Raw genomic sequence first — 15,855 nt, 5'->3', positions numbered from 1 at the left:
ACATCCTTCCACTTACGCACTTAACTACTATATTATACTTATTCACCTTAATGCCTCGTATCGCGCTACATCACTTAAAGAAATTCTAACCACTTCATCTCATTGGATAAGTGGGCAACCCTTGATCACAATATGTAATTTTCACTAAATTTAATCACTGCTATATTCTTATTGCCATCACATAATTATGTCTTTGAATTTCACACCTGTAATACTGATCGTCCTTTCCATATGGGATTATCACAAACAATCAGTATATACAGGTGCTTCCTCATTTCCATCCTTGCTAATAGCACTAACGCTTAACAAAAGTTTGAACCGATGCATAACATACTTCTATTTACCATCTTATTTGACCGCACCAGCCGTAATCCCACTTGCGATTTGCCGTTGAAAGATGATATAGACAATGAGTATCGGAACAATCGTAATCAGAAGTGCAGCGAACAACGGCCCCCACTCTGTCCGATATTGCATCTCAGCTTGCATAATCCCTATTTCAACAGGTAGCGTATATTGCTCAGGATCGTTAATCAGTATGGTTCCCACGATATATTCGTTCCAAATATTCAAGACGTTAACAATACCTAATGTAATCAACCCTGGCTGAGATAATGGAAGCATGACCTTAAAGAACGTCCCATAATAAGAAGCTCCATCTACAATTGCAGCCTCTTCTAGCTCCTTCGGTAAAGACTTGAAGAATCCTACTAGAATGAATATTCCAAACGCAAGCAAACTAGAGGTATAAACAAAGATCAATCCAATTTTGGTATTAATTAAGCCCATTGAATTCATTAAGAAGAATAGAGGGATTAATGCCAATACAAACGGAACCATCATGGATGAGATATAGAGAAGAAATAAAACATTGCTTCCTCTAAACTTATATCTCGCCAGCACGTAAGCTGTCATTGCAGACAACAATACTCCTAGAAATGTTGAGCCCACTGTAATGATAAGTGAGTTCATAAAATAGGTGCTAAAATTATATTTACTCCATACATAAGAGAAGTTCGACCATAGTAACGGAAAATCAGGTAACGCCCATGGTGCATTAAAGAAAAACTGTTCATTATCCTTTACAGAATCCAGCACGGTCCATATGAGTGGATATATGACCGATATGCTCCATAGGATCAATATAGCATACAGGATAAACTTTACGACTGGATTTTTAATGTGCCTCATATCGTTATCCTCCCCTTAGCTCATCTCAACGGATTCATGACGCATTAACCGTTGAAGTACGATTGTCGTGATTAACGACAGGACTAGGATAACAAACCCTATCGCAGCACCATAACCGAAGTGAAATTGTCTAAATGCCATTTGATATAAATATGAACCCATAACCTGCGTGCTATTATCCGGTCCACCCTCAGTCATGATCCATACAATAACGAAGGAACCATTCAGCGTGGTCATCATGATGTTTATAATGGATACTTTCATTTGCTCCCATATGAGTGGAAGTGTAATGTTCCAAAATTGATGCCATTCACCCGCGCCTTCAATGTTTGCTGCTTCGTAATACGATTCCGGAATGCTCTGGATTGCTGCGATCAGAAGAATCATATAAAATCCGATACCCGCCCAAATGGCCGGTGGCAAGAGCATCCATATCGTATGCGCCGGAAATCCGAGCCATGTTATCGTGACTTTGTCCTCCGTAAATAACGACAGAAATGCATTCAAGAAGCCTATTTGCGGATTATATATGAAGTTCCACAGTACGCCGATAACAACGACGGAAATCACATTTGGAATGAAGAAGATCGATCTGAAAAATCCTGCTAGTTTAAAACCAAAACGTGTAAGTGCTACAGCGAAGAAAGTAGCGAGAACCATGATGCCGGCTATTTTGCCCACAACAAGGAAATAATCGTTGCCGATCGCCCGCCACACAATAGGATCATGGAACATTTCCTTGAAATTATCAAAACCAACAAAAGTCTTATGTTCCGACATCCCTGACCAATCGAAGAAAGAATAATACAAACCTTGTACAACCGGATAAATCGTAAATATACCAAAAAATATAAGTGTAGGAATGATGAATGATGCGATAAATACGTTTCTCTGCCATTTAGCTGTCCCTGAGTTCATACTCCCATCCCTCCGAGTAAATCGCAGAAGGTGATCGGGGCGATATACCCCGATCACCTTCCACTTTAATTTTGTTAAGGATTCATTATTTACTTACTTTTTTCACTACATCCGTAACACGTTTAACCCACTCTTCAGGAGTGATTGTGCTAATAGTCAACGCATCTGTTGCATCCATCATCGCCTTATCAACGTCAGCATTGTAAGTGATTGTTGGGATAACTACAGTGTTAGAATCCGTCAAATATTTCGCTGCGTCTTTAACATGACTCGGAGCGTTGGAAGCACTGATGTCACCTTTGATGTTCGAAGGTGCACCACTTAACTCAGCCCATTGGGACGCTTGCCCCTTGGAGAATATGAATTGTAAGAATGCTTTAGCTGCATCTTTGTTCTTAGCCTTCTTAGCGATGGCTACTGTAGCTGTGGAAGTGTTAGCAACCACTTTACCGCCCGCGCTTTGTGTTACAGAAGGAATAAATCCAAATTCGAAACCAGCTGGAACATCTTTGGACATTTCGTTAGGTAACCAAAGTCCGTTCGGGATGAAAGCATCTTTGTTTTGTAGGAACAACATTTGTGAATCTGTGTGGTTAATTTGAATGGAAGCTTTATCAATGAAACCTTTATCGCGTAATGCAACGATCTTATTCAAAGCAGTAAGAACAGCAGGGCTCTCAAATGCTTCTACTTTATTTGCAGCCATGTCTTGAAGAATGCTGTAATCATCATTGTTAGCCGATACGATTGCAGGATACAAGACTGATCCATTGATATAGTACGGATATTTACCCGTGTGAATGAAAGGTGTAATGCCGTCTGCTTTGATCTTCTCACTTACAGCAAGGAAAGAATCGAAGTCTGTTGGTTCATCCCATCCTTTTTCTTTGAAGAGCGCTTTGTTCCAGAACATACCCCATGAGTTCAGAACTAGTGGAATATTGAAAACTTTACCGTCAAATTCTTGTGCTGGTTGAGCTAGAATATCTTTAATAAGCTCGCCATCAATGTTCTTGGCATCTTTTAACCAGTCAGTCAAATCTTCAAGCTGATCATCCTCTACCATTTGGCGATCATTTAGACCCGCTCCATCAATATATACGAAATCTGGTGGAGTTCCGCCGATCCAACGAGGTTTCATTTGATCATTGATTTTAGGACCGCCGGATTCCTTAACTTTCAAGTCAGGATTTGCAGCTTGGAACTCAGCAATAACTTTTTTCCACCACTTGTCGCCATAACCACCGACAAAGTACTGGATTTCAAAGTCACCCGTCAATTTTGGAGTTTCTGGCTCAGAAGGTGTAGGTGTAACTACTTCTTCTTTAACAGGTTCTTTTACTTCTTCTTTAGGTGCTGCATTATTACTTCCACCACATCCAACTAGCGATACAGCCATTAGAGTAGCGATACTTACCGCAGCCATTTTTTTCTTCATCATTAAAGCAGACCCTCCCTAGAATGATATTTTACGCCTTTTTTATGAGTTCACATGACCTCGTTAGCGCTTAACTTCATCATAGAATGGGAGGGCCTAAATCTCTATTGAATATCTTCCATGAATTCTTTGCTATCTTCTTTTTAAGTAAAGAGTAGAGAAGATAATCAACATTATGAACGATAATTTACTCATGGCTACGACTTTTAGTCTCAGCGAAATGTTGTAGTTGGTCCAGTGCCGCCTTCGGGGTAACACCCTCGTATAGAATGGCGTCTCCCATCTTACGAGAATAATCCAAGACAGCTTGCCATGAAGGTTCCTGTATGGGATAGAACTTCGCTTTACTCAATGCTTCCAGATCTCTCTTCATGACTTCATTCTGCTTGGATAATCGACTACCTACTGTCGTAGTAACCGGAAGGAAGCCTTCACGCTTGATCATTTCTTCATATGCAGGATCGTCATATAGAAAGTCTAGGAAATTAGATAACGCTTCCTTATCCGTATGATCTGTCTTAAAAGACACAAGAATATCATGTACTCCAAAAGTTATTGGCGGCATACCCTCCTTCACTGGAATGGGCCCCTTACCCCATTTCAGCGTTGGAAACTCGTTAGGGACGACGGAAGAGAAATAATTACCCGATATCATCATTGCAAGTTGCCCTTCACCCAGAATCCGTTGCTTCTCGTCGCGAGTCGTAATACTTGGTTCAGGATCGGTGAGCCCTTTATCAAATAATTCTTTGAAAAAGGTTAATCCCTCCACATTGGCCGGCGAGTTAATTGTCCACTTCCCATCTTTTATCCACGATCCACCCGACCCGTAGAAAATATACGACAAAGACGCTTGTGTCTCATTGTCCGTCAGGTCAAGACCAAATCCTTCCGCCATGCCACCGAGCGCTTTGATTCTGCTTGCGGCATTCTCAAGCTCAGACCAAGTCGTTGGAGAAGAGGTCACACCTGCCTTTTGAAGCAACTCCTTGTTATAATATAAGTTTCGCATGGTTGCTACGTATGGAATGGCATACTGAATCCCTTTCATCTGATCCATCTCAGCTAAATTTGGATACAGTTTACTCGCCAATTCAGGAGATATAATCTCATCCAGATTATTCAGTAAACCATCCTGAGCAAAATGTGCATACACATTTGTATTCAGTAGATCCGGTGGCTGATTCTTGCTAATCATCGTCGTATAGATGCCGTCGAGGATATCCCAGTTGGCTACTTGAAGTTCCACATCGATCAGAGGATTCTTAATCTCGAAATCTTTAACAAGCTTCTCCAACAACGGCTTCGTCTCAGTACTATACTCAGAGGCAACAAAGCGGATTAATGATCGTTCCTCCTTGGGAGCTATTACAGGCTCCAGACTTGATTTCACACATGAAGAGAGAACAAAGGGCATAAGACTAACCATGAAGACTACAATAAAAGGCTGCACTTGTAGCGATTTTTTTTGCATAAGGTTATCTAATCGTCCTTCCCAAGAGGGGTTTACTTGCTATTAATGAACGGAAACAGTAGCTTCTGGTTCTCAGTCGTGAACATATTATCTTTTGTAATTACATTTGAATCGATATAGGTGATCGGATCTGTTCTATCCCCCTCAATGAGGTTTAATGCTGTTTTGACACCAAGGTACCCCATGTTAAATGGTTTCTGTACGATGGAAGCTTTCATAATCCCAGCCTCAAGCAACTGTACCTCATCACTGGAGCTATCAAACCCAATTAAATGAATATCATCTACGCGATCGTACTCCTTCAATGCTCTCGCAACGCCTTGTGATGCTGACTCACTCAACGTAATGAACGTATTAAACATGGTCTTACTCCGGATTAATTTCTCGGCAATTTGGTAAGCCCGATCCTCCGAATTATCAGCATAATAAACGCCCATCATGCTATTCTTATAGCCACCAAGTTCACGTTGCATTCCTTGCAATCTTTCCTCAGAAACGATCGAATTGGCATTATCACTAATCATGGCAATGACAGGATACCCAGCTGTTTGCTCAATTGAAGTTTGAGCCGCTAAGCGCCCTCCCTCAATGTGATCGCTAGAAACAACGACGTGAGTAGGTAACTTATCCGGCGACATATTAATAATGACCAGTTTAATACCTGCTTCATCAGCTTTGGAAAGCGCAGACCGCATTCGTTCATTCATAATAGGGGCTATAACGATGGCTTGCGGCATCCTTGTAATCGCCTCTTCTAATAGTTGAATCTGCGTATCCGAATCACTTTCTGAAAGCGGACCAACAACATTGAGCGTAAACCCCATCTCTTTAGCTGCTGCTTCTGCTCCCATGTTCACAGCCTGCCAGAAATCAAGACGAACATTTGAGGATCTAAGAATAACCGTAACATTTCTCACTTCATGGCTAGGACCTGAAAGTATCTTGAAATAGAATACAGAGTTCGTCGCAATGACCATCATGGCTAGGAGCAACCAAAGGGTCAATCGTTGCTTTCGCATTAGCCTGCACCTCTTAATCGAGTTTAGGTATCGTTATCGTAATACAGGTACCTTCTTCGATCTCACTTTTGATTTGAATGCCATATTCATGCCCGAAATATAGTTTGATACGCTCGTTAACATTACGAATACCGATACCTTGAGTACGACTATCTCCATCGTTATTGAGGAGAAGTCTACCCTGTTGCTCTGGTGTCATTCCATGTCCATTATCCTCAACTTCAAATACAACTTGATCTCCTGATTGTCTTCCACGTATCGTAATCACCCCATCGTCCATTCCGTACATATTACGAATACCATGGTAAATCGCATTTTCAACGAGAGGTTGAAGTAATATTTTTAGCGTCTTATAGCTGTGAATATCATCATCGATATCAATCACATAATTAAGTTCATCGTTGTAACGCATCTTCTGGATAAGTAGATAATTCGTAATATGCTCAATCTCCACTTGAATGGGTACCAACTCTTGATCTTTCGTAATACTAGCGCGGAACAACTTCGCAAGCGCTGAAGTCATGAGAACAACCTCCTCATGCTGTTTCTGTTCCGCCATCCAGACGATAGAATCAAGCGTGTTGTATAGAAAGTGTGGATTGATTTGAGATTGAAGAAGCAATAACTCGCTTTTACGCTTATTTTCTTGGTTCTGGATGGTCTCCTCCATCAGGAATTTAGTTCTACTGACCATTAGATTAAACGATCGACCCAGCTGTCCGATTTCATTCATTTGACGAATTTCAGTCTGAATATTGAAATTACCTTTCTCTACCTGCTTCATATCCGACTGCAGTTCTTTGATCGGCATCAATAAGCGATGAGATAACCATATGGAGATCAGCACGGGAATAACTAAACCATATAAAGAATATAAGATAATAGAATTTCGTAGATCATCTTTACTTGTAATCAAATCATCCGTATTGGCAACGCCTACGATCCTCCATCCGAAGTTCGTATCCTGTATGGAATAGATACGTTTGCCTTCTTCATTGTCAACAATGAAAGAATCTCCGCTTGAAGCCTGAAGCACATCCGTAATTTGTTCTGTCTTCAAGTGACTGTCGATAAGCTGCTGCCGAGGATGATAGACGATATTCCCATTCTTATCTACGATGAAGACGTAACCTTTCTTACCCAGATTGATGTTGCTGCAAATATCATTAATGACATTTAGGTTTAGATCAACGAGGAATACACCCTCTGCTGTAATGCCATCTGTACTCTTTAATTCTCTACTCAAGGACACGACCCAACGATATTCATTCTTAATCAAACTCTGCACATGCGGTGCAGTGACGACAGATTTACCACCTGCCGCTCTTGCCATCTGATACCATTCTTGTTCCTGTAGATCTGTGTTTGGATTTAAACTCGTGATTCTACGGTCAGAAACAAATCGCCCGTTGTATCCAAATACCATAATGGATGCGATGTCCTTGCGGGTATATAGAATCGATTGAAACAAATCAGAAATTTGCTTCTCATACGTACGACGATCCTCTGCACTAATGAAGCTATTATCAGATATGTAATATTTCACGTCCTTATTCGTCAGTGCAAGCAACGAAATATTCTCCATATTATCCACATAAGATTGGATGTTTAAGTTAACCTGCTTGATGATCTCTTCAATATACCCTTTCGAATTCTTCTCGACAGTCGTTACAGATACCTGAAAGCTCACTAGACTTGTCAAGACAATCGCAGCTAGAATCAATAACGAAAACGCTAAGGATATATTCGATTGAATGCTCTTGAGTGGGAATAAGTGTATGGGAAAACGTCTCTTGAGCATTTTTAGGCTCCGCTCCCCTTAATTTGATTATCTCGGTAGTCCTTCGGGGTGATTCCGGTATGCTTCTTGAATAAAATACTCAAATAATTTGGGTCCTTGTATCCAACTTGCTCTGCAATTTCATATAATTTCAACTTTGAATTATGAAGAAGTTCCTTCGCTTTAGAGATTCTCACCCTGGTCAAATATTCAATAAATGTCTCTCCGGTATGTTGTTTGAAGACAAGGCTGAAATAACTTGTACTCATCAGGACATGGCGACATAAGTCCTGTAGGGACATTTTCTCATTAGCATAATTCATATCAATATACTCTACACCACGATGGATTTGCATGTTCGTCAGATGATTACGGTTATCTGCAATGGTCGAGATAATAGAGCCCACCACATCCCTTAACCAGACTTCAACTTCATCCAACGTCTTAAATTTATACACATCCATTAGTTTTATCTGTCGATTGAAGGATAACTCAGCATCATGAATGACAAGTTCCTGAATAGAGTTCATTAGCGTCAGAACAACCTTCTGCATTTGTAGTAAGCATGCTTCTACAGGAACCAACGAAGTCTTAAGCTCCGCCACCCCAATTTGGATTAACTCGTAAGCTTCTTGAAGATCTCCTGTTTTCACAGCTGTGGCTAGCTTTCGATCCCAGTCCAAGACCAGCGGCAACTGAATGGATGGCTTGCCCTCAATATCCATAATACTAAGCACCCGATTTTTCCCTAATAAAAAACGATAATCTAGTGCAGACAATGCACTCTTGTACGAAATTGGAAGTTGATCAACATGTGCGCAGACTCTGCCAATCCCTACGGTAACCGTAAAATTTAAATATTTCTCGACATGATAACGGACTTCCTCAGCAAGAGAAAATACCTGCTCATACAAGAGAATCTCATTGACTTGTCCGAAAATAATAGCGACCATTCGTTCCTCACGAGTCCGAAAGGTAAGCACATTATCCCGATTTAACGTCTCTTGGAAAATATCAAATGTTGCAAATCTTAGAAACTCTGCATCGTGTTCATAAGAAATAAGCTCTCGATCTCCGAAATCATCGATATCTACCACCATTACCAAATAAAAGGGTGATACCGGAGGGAGATTGAAATAGGTGAATCGCTCTTCGATTTCTTCCTTACCTAGACCTACAGCAACTAATCGTTCAAGGAATCGCTCCTTAAGTAGCGGAAGGCTCTGCTTTAGTTGATTATTCAACCTACTGAGATCCTCTCGACGTTGTTTTTCCTCATCCATCTCTGCTCTAACACGGTCGAGAAGCATTCGTATTTCTTGTGCTGTGATGGGCTTCAAGATGAAGTCAGATACTTTCAATCGGATTGCTTGCTGTGCATACTCAAATTCGTCAAAACCTGTTAATATAATGATCTTTATGTAGGGGAATTGTGATGAAATCAATCCTGCTAACTCTAATCCATCCATGAATGGCATGCTAATGTCTGAAATGACTAACTCAGGTCTGTCTAGTTCTACCGCGTCCCAAGCCTCTCGACCGTTGGCATAATCGCCAATCAATTCGAAGCCGTGCTCATTCCAATTAATCGTATTTTTCAATCCGAGCCGGACTACCGCTTCATCATCGACTATAATCACTTTGTACATCGAACCCTCTCCAATCTGTTGGGATAAGTTCAAGAAGACTCATATCATAATACCCGCCCTAGTCTTTCCATAAATGAATCTATAAGAAAAATCATATCTTTTTAAACCCTTTTCATTCTATTTTATCAATATACAATATAAGGTAAGTTTTTCCTATAAAAAGAATTAGTTAACGGTATTCATAATCCATCAAGATAGAATCGGTGGATCCTTTTCACTAATGAAGAAAGACAGTATATGAGAAGAACATGAATAAAGGCGACTTTCATTCAATGGAATGGGAAGTCGCCTTTATCAATTAAGTGTTCGAATTGACAATTTTTATTTATGCGCTGCGTTTTTTAAGCAAGACTTGATCCATAGATAACGGTGTATGTGCCGCAACTGTCAAATAAAGCGTCACTAACATAAAAGACAACTCCATCTCATATCCTACCATCTGATCATGTCCAAGCAGCCCTGCAGAAAGTTTCGTTGTCACAATCGCTCCGATTAACATGATCGTAAATAACGCTGATACATATCTCGTAAAGAGGCCAATAATAAGCATAATACCTCCAACAAGTTCAAGGATAGCCACCCCGTACGCCAACACTCCAGGTAAACCCAAAGATCCAAACCATGCCTCCACATTCCCTAGACCCATCTGCAATTTACTAATTCCATGAGCTAGGAATAAAATCCCCATCACTACACGCATGATTGTTGATACTACTGCTATTCTTGTCATTATTTATTCTCCCCTTATTATCTTAGTTGTGTTGATTCCGCTACAATAGCTGAATTTGATTAGGTTACCCTCCTTGTTCCTTCAATATTAATAATTCATAAGAATATAATATTTATATTAGAAATATAACGTACAGCAAATAGATGTGTCAATGAAAATATATTTTAAATGCGTATTTTTATTTTCTATTTGAAATATATTCAGATCTTTTTTATAGGCTATACCCTTATATTATTTCGCTATGGTGTACATGATAAAGTATTCATCTTATTTCATCAGTTCCCTTAGCAGCCTAAATGCTGCGGGTAAGCGTGGACTTTTAAGTTGCTCCTGTACATATCGGTAGTCTGTTAAGATAACTCCAGCATCTCGTATCGCATAAGCAAAATCATCATCGAAGGGCAAGCGAGACTCCCATACCCGCTTCTCCCAATCTGGAATATTCGCTAGCATCCACGAGTCTTCCATTCCTGGATGGATATACGTTTCACTTACACCCTCAGGAAGCTTATATAACTTCTCGATGATCGACTGCTTGAAGCTGTCATAGGTCTCTCCCTCTAGGATATGAAAAGGATGCGACAATAGGTAGTCAGGAATCTGGACCCCAAGTGTATCCGCCAATCCCGATGCAAGCGCGACCGGACACTCGATATTCTTAAGCGATCCAAGGAGTGGATCCTCTACATAAATATAACGAAATAACCGTGAAGGTAATCCCCAACGTGTAGTCTTCCAGAGGGCCTGCGGAATCAGGCTACGCCCCGTCTCCATTCCATATAGACTTCCCATATGGTTGTCTACATGACTAATCACAATGCCGGACTTCTTTACTCGCTGATACTGTGCGTCGATCTCCTTCACTACAGCCTTTGTCTGTGACCCCAATTCGAATTCCTTCACCGTCTTATATTGATGTCCACTTTCATCATGCAGTGATGGATGTCCTGTTAAGCTACTCCAACGTAGCTTATCGAATTCACTTGTCATCGTCAGATGAATTCCCACATTGGGTTGACGCCGACGAGCACTCCAAGCCGCAGCCTCCTCAAACGCTGGAGCAACGGCCATAATCGTTGCTGATGATACTTTGCCCTCTTCTAATAGGTGCATGATAGCTTGGTTCATAGGGGGGCTTTGTCCGAAATCATCACAGTTGATGATTAATCTTCTGCTCATGGTCATAGTCACCTCTCAACGGTTCCTTAAATTTAAATTTGATTGTGAATGATATGATCACGGATATTGCAAGTAAACATAGCGGAACGACACTAACTAAATACCGGAATGTCGACTCAGGGTCCGAACCTGGATTATCGCCACTTTGATAGCCGAATATCAAACCTACAACGAAAAAGGCTAGCGCCGATATGAGTCCACTTGAACGAGTTATGAATCCACTGACTGCCGTATAGATACCTTCTCTTCGAAGTCCTGTGTTATCCGCATCTTCATCAATGATTCTTCCACCAACGATCGCAGGAGTCACTAGGAAACCTGCCAGACCGAAGCCAACAGCAATACCTGCCGCCACACCACTTATAAGATCATAACCGAACCACAGCGGAATCACGGAAATACCATATACGATAAGTGATAATCGCCATGCCTTAACCCCATCCATTGTCCGAATGATCCAATACCATACGAATACTAATGGAATGACCGAGACGAAGACAGATGCCATCAATATCGCCACTTGTGCTTCTGAGATATGTAGTACATATTTTGCATAAAAAGGAATCATTGAGCTAACAAGTCCATTTACTGTTTGGGCGAATGAGTTCGAAATATTAAACACCCAAAACTTCTTATTGCGAAACGTCTCTCGGAAGGCTGGAATCAGCTTCAATGGCTCGCCTACATTTGTCTCTTTCTTCTCTTGAACATTCATCATACAGATGTACATAAAAATACCAAAGACACATGCGTACACAATGGCCATATTGGAAAAGTTGATTGCAGCATAAATCATTGGGGATAATGCGGTAGCAATTAACAATGCGACGACTTGGTAACCCTGCTGTATGGCAGAAGCCTTCGCTCGAATGCGATCTCCCCGAAAGAGCTCAGGAAGTAATGCTCCGTAGTTCACCCAGAGTACCGTAGCTACAGCCTCATAGAGAATAAGTGTCACTAGGAACCATACAAATAATCCATTCTCCGATAAACCTCCTGGAGGTGAGAACACCAGTACGAATGCCAGCATAAATAACGGTATCGAACCGAATACCCAAGGTCTGCGGCGTCCGTAGCGGGTATTTGTACGATCGGACCAATAACCGAATAATGGATTGTTTACAGCATCCCATATGAGGAAGATCATACGTGCTAGTGTTGCGAGCCCAATCCCAAGTCCTAGCTTTTCAACATAGAAGTAGCTATAAAATGAACTAAATGCCTGACTAGGAACCATCATCGCAAACATCCCTAATGCGAATGTGTAAGGTGAATTGATCCATTTACCTTTCATGAACATACCTCCTCCAAGTGTGGTAAGAAACCCTACTCTATTATATTCAATTGGTGGAATTTTTCGCCATATTTATTTACTGCCCCTGTAAATTCACCTATTCCTACCCATAAAACCAAGCTTCTGTCTCTGTTATATCTCTCCACACACCAAATAAGGCAATCCCTCTCCAACCATATGGCTGAAATAGGAATTGCCTAATATTCAATATCTCCTTGAATATACTGCTAAAGCATTCTTCTCTCTATATCTATTTAATTCATTACTTCGCTGTTGTGTACTCTGCGATCTGCTGCTTATACTCTACCAACAGCTTAGCTAACGCTTTCTTAATTACAGCGGAATCTTTGGATTTAACTGCGTCGTTTAGAGCAAATTGAGCTTCGAGAAAGGCTTGATCTGCTTCGCTGATCGGTAATGCCATCGTGCTTTCCATAGCGATCGCTTCGGACATATTTATCTCAAAAGCTTTATCAAGCTTAATGCTCGCCTTATCCATATCAATGAAATACTGCATATTGCTCGTTTCTCCAATTACCGCAGGTGTGGCTGAAATAATTTCTACAGCTGTTGGCTCCAATGAAGCTAGCTCAAATGCTTGATCCAGCTTAATGCCTGCCTTATCCATATCGATGGAATAATGCACACTGTTCGTTTCTCCAACTACCTTCTTATATTGCTCTATTGTTTTCTTCCAGTCTTCTAACGTAGTAGGTGCGTAAGTGCTCGCTAGTTCAAGGGGATCAGCCCATGCGCTCGCAACGGTTGTAACTGAAGCTAATACACTAGTTGCTGGAGCGCTAGTGATCGCCTTTGATAAGACTTTCGGGCTGGCGTCCTTAGGTTCGCTAGCTGCGTTCGTTACGGTTGGGACGGCAACTGCAGACACTAAAAGGGCGGACAATGCTAGTTTCTTAAATCTCAGTTGATGATTCATAAATACAACACTCCTCTTCTCAATCAAATTATCTTACAAACCCAAGCTTACAAGAAGGGTGTGGCAGAACATTGGTTAAAATGTGGAAAAACGATGGCAGAGCTCTATACCCACCCACAACTTGATATACTTATGAAAGAAATAATCTGGAGGTATCTAAATGAATAAAGACTATCTCATCGCCGTAGTCGATGATGATCAACATATACGTAATCTTGTAGAAGCCTATTTAATAAAGGAAAATTACCAAACGATTGGCCTCGGTAGTGCGGAAGAGGCATGGACTTTGTGGCAAACCAATCCGCCTGACATGTGGGTACTCGATATCATGCTTCCTGGCATGGACGGTTACGAATTTTGTAGACGAATCCGCCATGAGGCAGAGGTGCCTATTATTATGATTTCTGCGAGGGACAATGAAGTGGATAAAATATTAGGTCTGGAACTTGGAAGCGACGATTATATGGTCAAGCCATTCAGCCCCAGAGAGCTAGTAGCACGCATAAAAAGACAACTCCAACGAACGTATAAAATGAGTAGTCCGACCGAAGGATCCATCCTCCCAATAATCCCGGCTCGTCTTGAAGTCGGCCATCTACAACTGCTATTAGAGGAAAGGCGTGCATTCTGGTGTGGAGAAGAAGTGGACCTTACCAGCAAAGAGTTCACTATGCTAAAAGTGTTTGCCGACTCCCCTAATCGCGCTTTTACGAGAGACGAGCTTCTAACATTCGTATGGGGAAACGATTACTTCGGAAGTGATCGCGCTGTCGATCATTTGATTAAGCGGATGCGTAAAAAGTTAGAAGATGTGCCGATCGAAGCGGTATGGGGACATGGATATCGCATGAGAGCAGAGGAGGGCGAACAGACGGATGAAGCTAGTACATCAAATTAATTTAGCCTTTGGTATCGCGCTAGTACTGGTTCTTTCCGTTACGGCTGTCGTGATCCATCATGTGCTGTTAGACCATTTTATCGCAACCCAAAAAGAAGATTTAAAGACAATGAGCGCTGCAATGACAGCCTCATTGAGTCAGGAAAATATGAACAATATGATCTTCCTAGATAAAGTCGTCTCATTACCAATGATCGTATATCCTGCAGCTGCAAGTGTAGAGGCTATTCTTACTGATGAGACAGGAAAGGTCGTGTCCAGATCAGTACCTATGGAAGACATCAACATTGAGATAAATGCCGGACCTTTAGCTGTATCCAGTGAGATATCAAGTCTGCAAAACATTTGGAACGGGACAGATACACGGTACATTACTGAAGTGAATACAACGCCTCAAGGAACATTGACCCTCCTTACGCCTGTTAGTAAAGTCAAAACGATCGAACAAGCTCTGCTTAAGAGACTACTTATCGTTGTCTGTGTAGCGGGGGCCCTAATGTTCTTGCTTAGTCTATTTATTACAAAAAAGCTGATCCAACCTCTGCTCAGACTACGGGAGGAACTCAAAAAGGTAAAAGATCGTCACTTTGAAGATGTTAAGCTAATCAAGGCTGGCGGAGAGATAGGCTCTGTCGCTCAATCGGTCTATGATATGGCTGGTGAATTAAAACGATATAATCACGTACAGAAACAGTTCTTCCAGAATGCTTCTCATGAATTAAAGACTCCCTTAATGTCCATCTCGGGTTATGCCGAAGGGATCAAGGACGGTGTTTTTGAAGGGGAGGATATCCATAAAGGTCTCGATATTATTATGAGTGAGAGCAGTCGATTGAAGAAAATCGTTACGGAAATGACCCTACTTGCAAAGCTCGATAGCGAGGAAGATATATTTAAACCCTCAGTGATTTGTCTGAAGGACTTGCTGATAGAAACGATTGAACGTATGAACCCTCTTTTGATAAAGAAAGGACTGACTCTTTATACGTCATACGATGATCACGAACCACTCACGATCCAAGCCGATAGCGATAAACTGTTACAAGCACTTATCAATGTGGTCTCTAATGCCACTCGATATGCGAATCAACAGATTTATATCCATGCTGCAATCAAGAATGGACGCGTTGAAATCTCCATTAGCGATGATGGCCCTGGAATATCGGAAGATTTACTTCCTGATCTATTCCACCGGTTTGTAAAAGGAAAAGATGGTGAGTCGGGACTTGGATTAGCTATATCACGTGCCATTGTTGAGCGCTGCGGAGGTCTGATCACTGCAGGTAACCGTCGAGAAGGTGGAGCGGTGATCTCGATTGGGTTCCCTAACCTAATATCCACATAGCGC

Annotated in this window: 13 protein-coding genes; 2 read left to right on the top strand and 11 right to left on the bottom strand. The window is 41.4% G+C overall.

Going from position 1 to position 15,855, the window contains the following annotated elements; genetic code table 11:
• Positions 1-348: 348 nt before the first annotated feature.
• From PBAT_RS14935 to PBAT_RS14885, 11 genes are all read right to left on the bottom strand, one after another.
• On the bottom strand, positions 349-1,191 hold the full coding sequence (locus tag PBAT_RS14935; protein ID WP_068650768.1) for a carbohydrate ABC transporter permease: 843 nt from the start codon (positions 1,189-1,191) through the stop codon (positions 349-351).
• 15 nt (positions 1,192-1,206) lie between these two features.
• Complete coding sequence (locus PBAT_RS14930; protein WP_068650767.1) at positions 1,207-2,109, bottom strand: carbohydrate ABC transporter permease; 903 nt, start codon at positions 2,107-2,109, stop codon at positions 1,207-1,209.
• Positions 2,110-2,194: 85 nt separating this feature from the next.
• A complete protein-coding gene (locus PBAT_RS14925; protein ID WP_068650766.1) occupies positions 2,195-3,550 on the bottom strand; it encodes an ABC transporter substrate-binding protein in 1,356 nt (451 codons plus the stop codon).
• Between the two features lie 184 nt (positions 3,551-3,734).
• On the bottom strand, positions 3,735-5,021 hold the full coding sequence (locus PBAT_RS14920) for an extracellular solute-binding protein (RefSeq protein WP_068650765.1): 1,287 nt from the start codon (positions 5,019-5,021) through the stop codon (positions 3,735-3,737).
• A gap of 32 nt (positions 5,022-5,053) precedes the next feature.
• Positions 5,054-6,040, bottom strand: a complete 987-nt coding sequence (locus PBAT_RS14915) for a substrate-binding domain-containing protein (protein WP_068650764.1) — start codon at positions 6,038-6,040, stop codon at positions 5,054-5,056.
• Positions 6,041-6,053: 13 nt separating this feature from the next.
• Entirely contained in the window at positions 6,054-7,841 is a 1,788-nt protein-coding gene (locus PBAT_RS14910; protein WP_068650763.1) for a cache domain-containing sensor histidine kinase, read from the bottom strand.
• A 2-nt stretch (positions 7,842-7,843) separates the two neighbouring features.
• On the bottom strand, positions 7,844-9,469 hold the full coding sequence (locus PBAT_RS14905) for a response regulator transcription factor (RefSeq protein ID WP_068650762.1): 1,626 nt from the start codon (positions 9,467-9,469) through the stop codon (positions 7,844-7,846).
• A gap of 325 nt (positions 9,470-9,794) precedes the next feature.
• Positions 9,795-10,199 (bottom strand): DoxX family protein, encoded by a 405-nt coding sequence (locus tag PBAT_RS14900; RefSeq protein WP_068650761.1) that lies wholly within the window; start codon positions 10,197-10,199, stop codon positions 9,795-9,797.
• 267 nt (positions 10,200-10,466) lie between these two features.
• Entirely contained in the window at positions 10,467-11,378 is a 912-nt protein-coding gene (locus PBAT_RS14895; RefSeq protein WP_084403110.1) for a polysaccharide deacetylase family protein, read from the bottom strand.
• Positions 11,350-12,672 carry an MFS transporter gene (locus PBAT_RS14890; RefSeq protein WP_068650759.1) on the bottom strand — a complete coding sequence of 441 codons (1,323 nt, stop codon included), beginning with the start codon at positions 12,670-12,672 and terminating at the stop codon, positions 11,350-11,352. Before PBAT_RS14890 ends, PBAT_RS14895 begins: the two co-directional genes overlap by 29 nt.
• 262 nt (positions 12,673-12,934) lie before the next feature.
• Positions 12,935-13,609: a hypothetical protein gene (locus PBAT_RS14885; RefSeq protein ID WP_068650758.1), complete on the bottom strand. Its 675-nt coding sequence runs from the start codon at positions 13,607-13,609 to the stop codon at positions 12,935-12,937.
• A 160-nt stretch (positions 13,610-13,769) separates the two neighbouring features.
• Between PBAT_RS14885 and PBAT_RS14880 the strand changes: the two genes are divergently transcribed.
• Both PBAT_RS14880 and PBAT_RS14875 read left to right on the top strand, forming a co-directional pair.
• Positions 13,770-14,507, top strand: a complete 738-nt coding sequence (locus PBAT_RS14880; protein WP_068650757.1) for a response regulator transcription factor — start codon at positions 13,770-13,772, stop codon at positions 14,505-14,507.
• Positions 14,485-15,852: a sensor histidine kinase gene (locus PBAT_RS14875; RefSeq protein ID WP_068650756.1), complete on the top strand. Its 1,368-nt coding sequence runs from the start codon at positions 14,485-14,487 to the stop codon at positions 15,850-15,852. Before PBAT_RS14880 ends, PBAT_RS14875 begins: the two co-directional genes overlap by 23 nt.
• The last annotated feature ends 3 nt before the right edge of the window (positions 15,853-15,855 follow it).

It is taken from the genome of Paenibacillus antarcticus, from assembly GCF_001637225.1.
GTDB classification, from domain to species: domain Bacteria; phylum Bacillota; class Bacilli; order Paenibacillales; family Paenibacillaceae; genus Paenibacillus_AQ; species Paenibacillus_AQ antarcticus.
The sequence above is the reverse complement of the archived record's forward strand: the minus strand, read 5'-3'. Positions and strand labels throughout refer to the sequence as shown.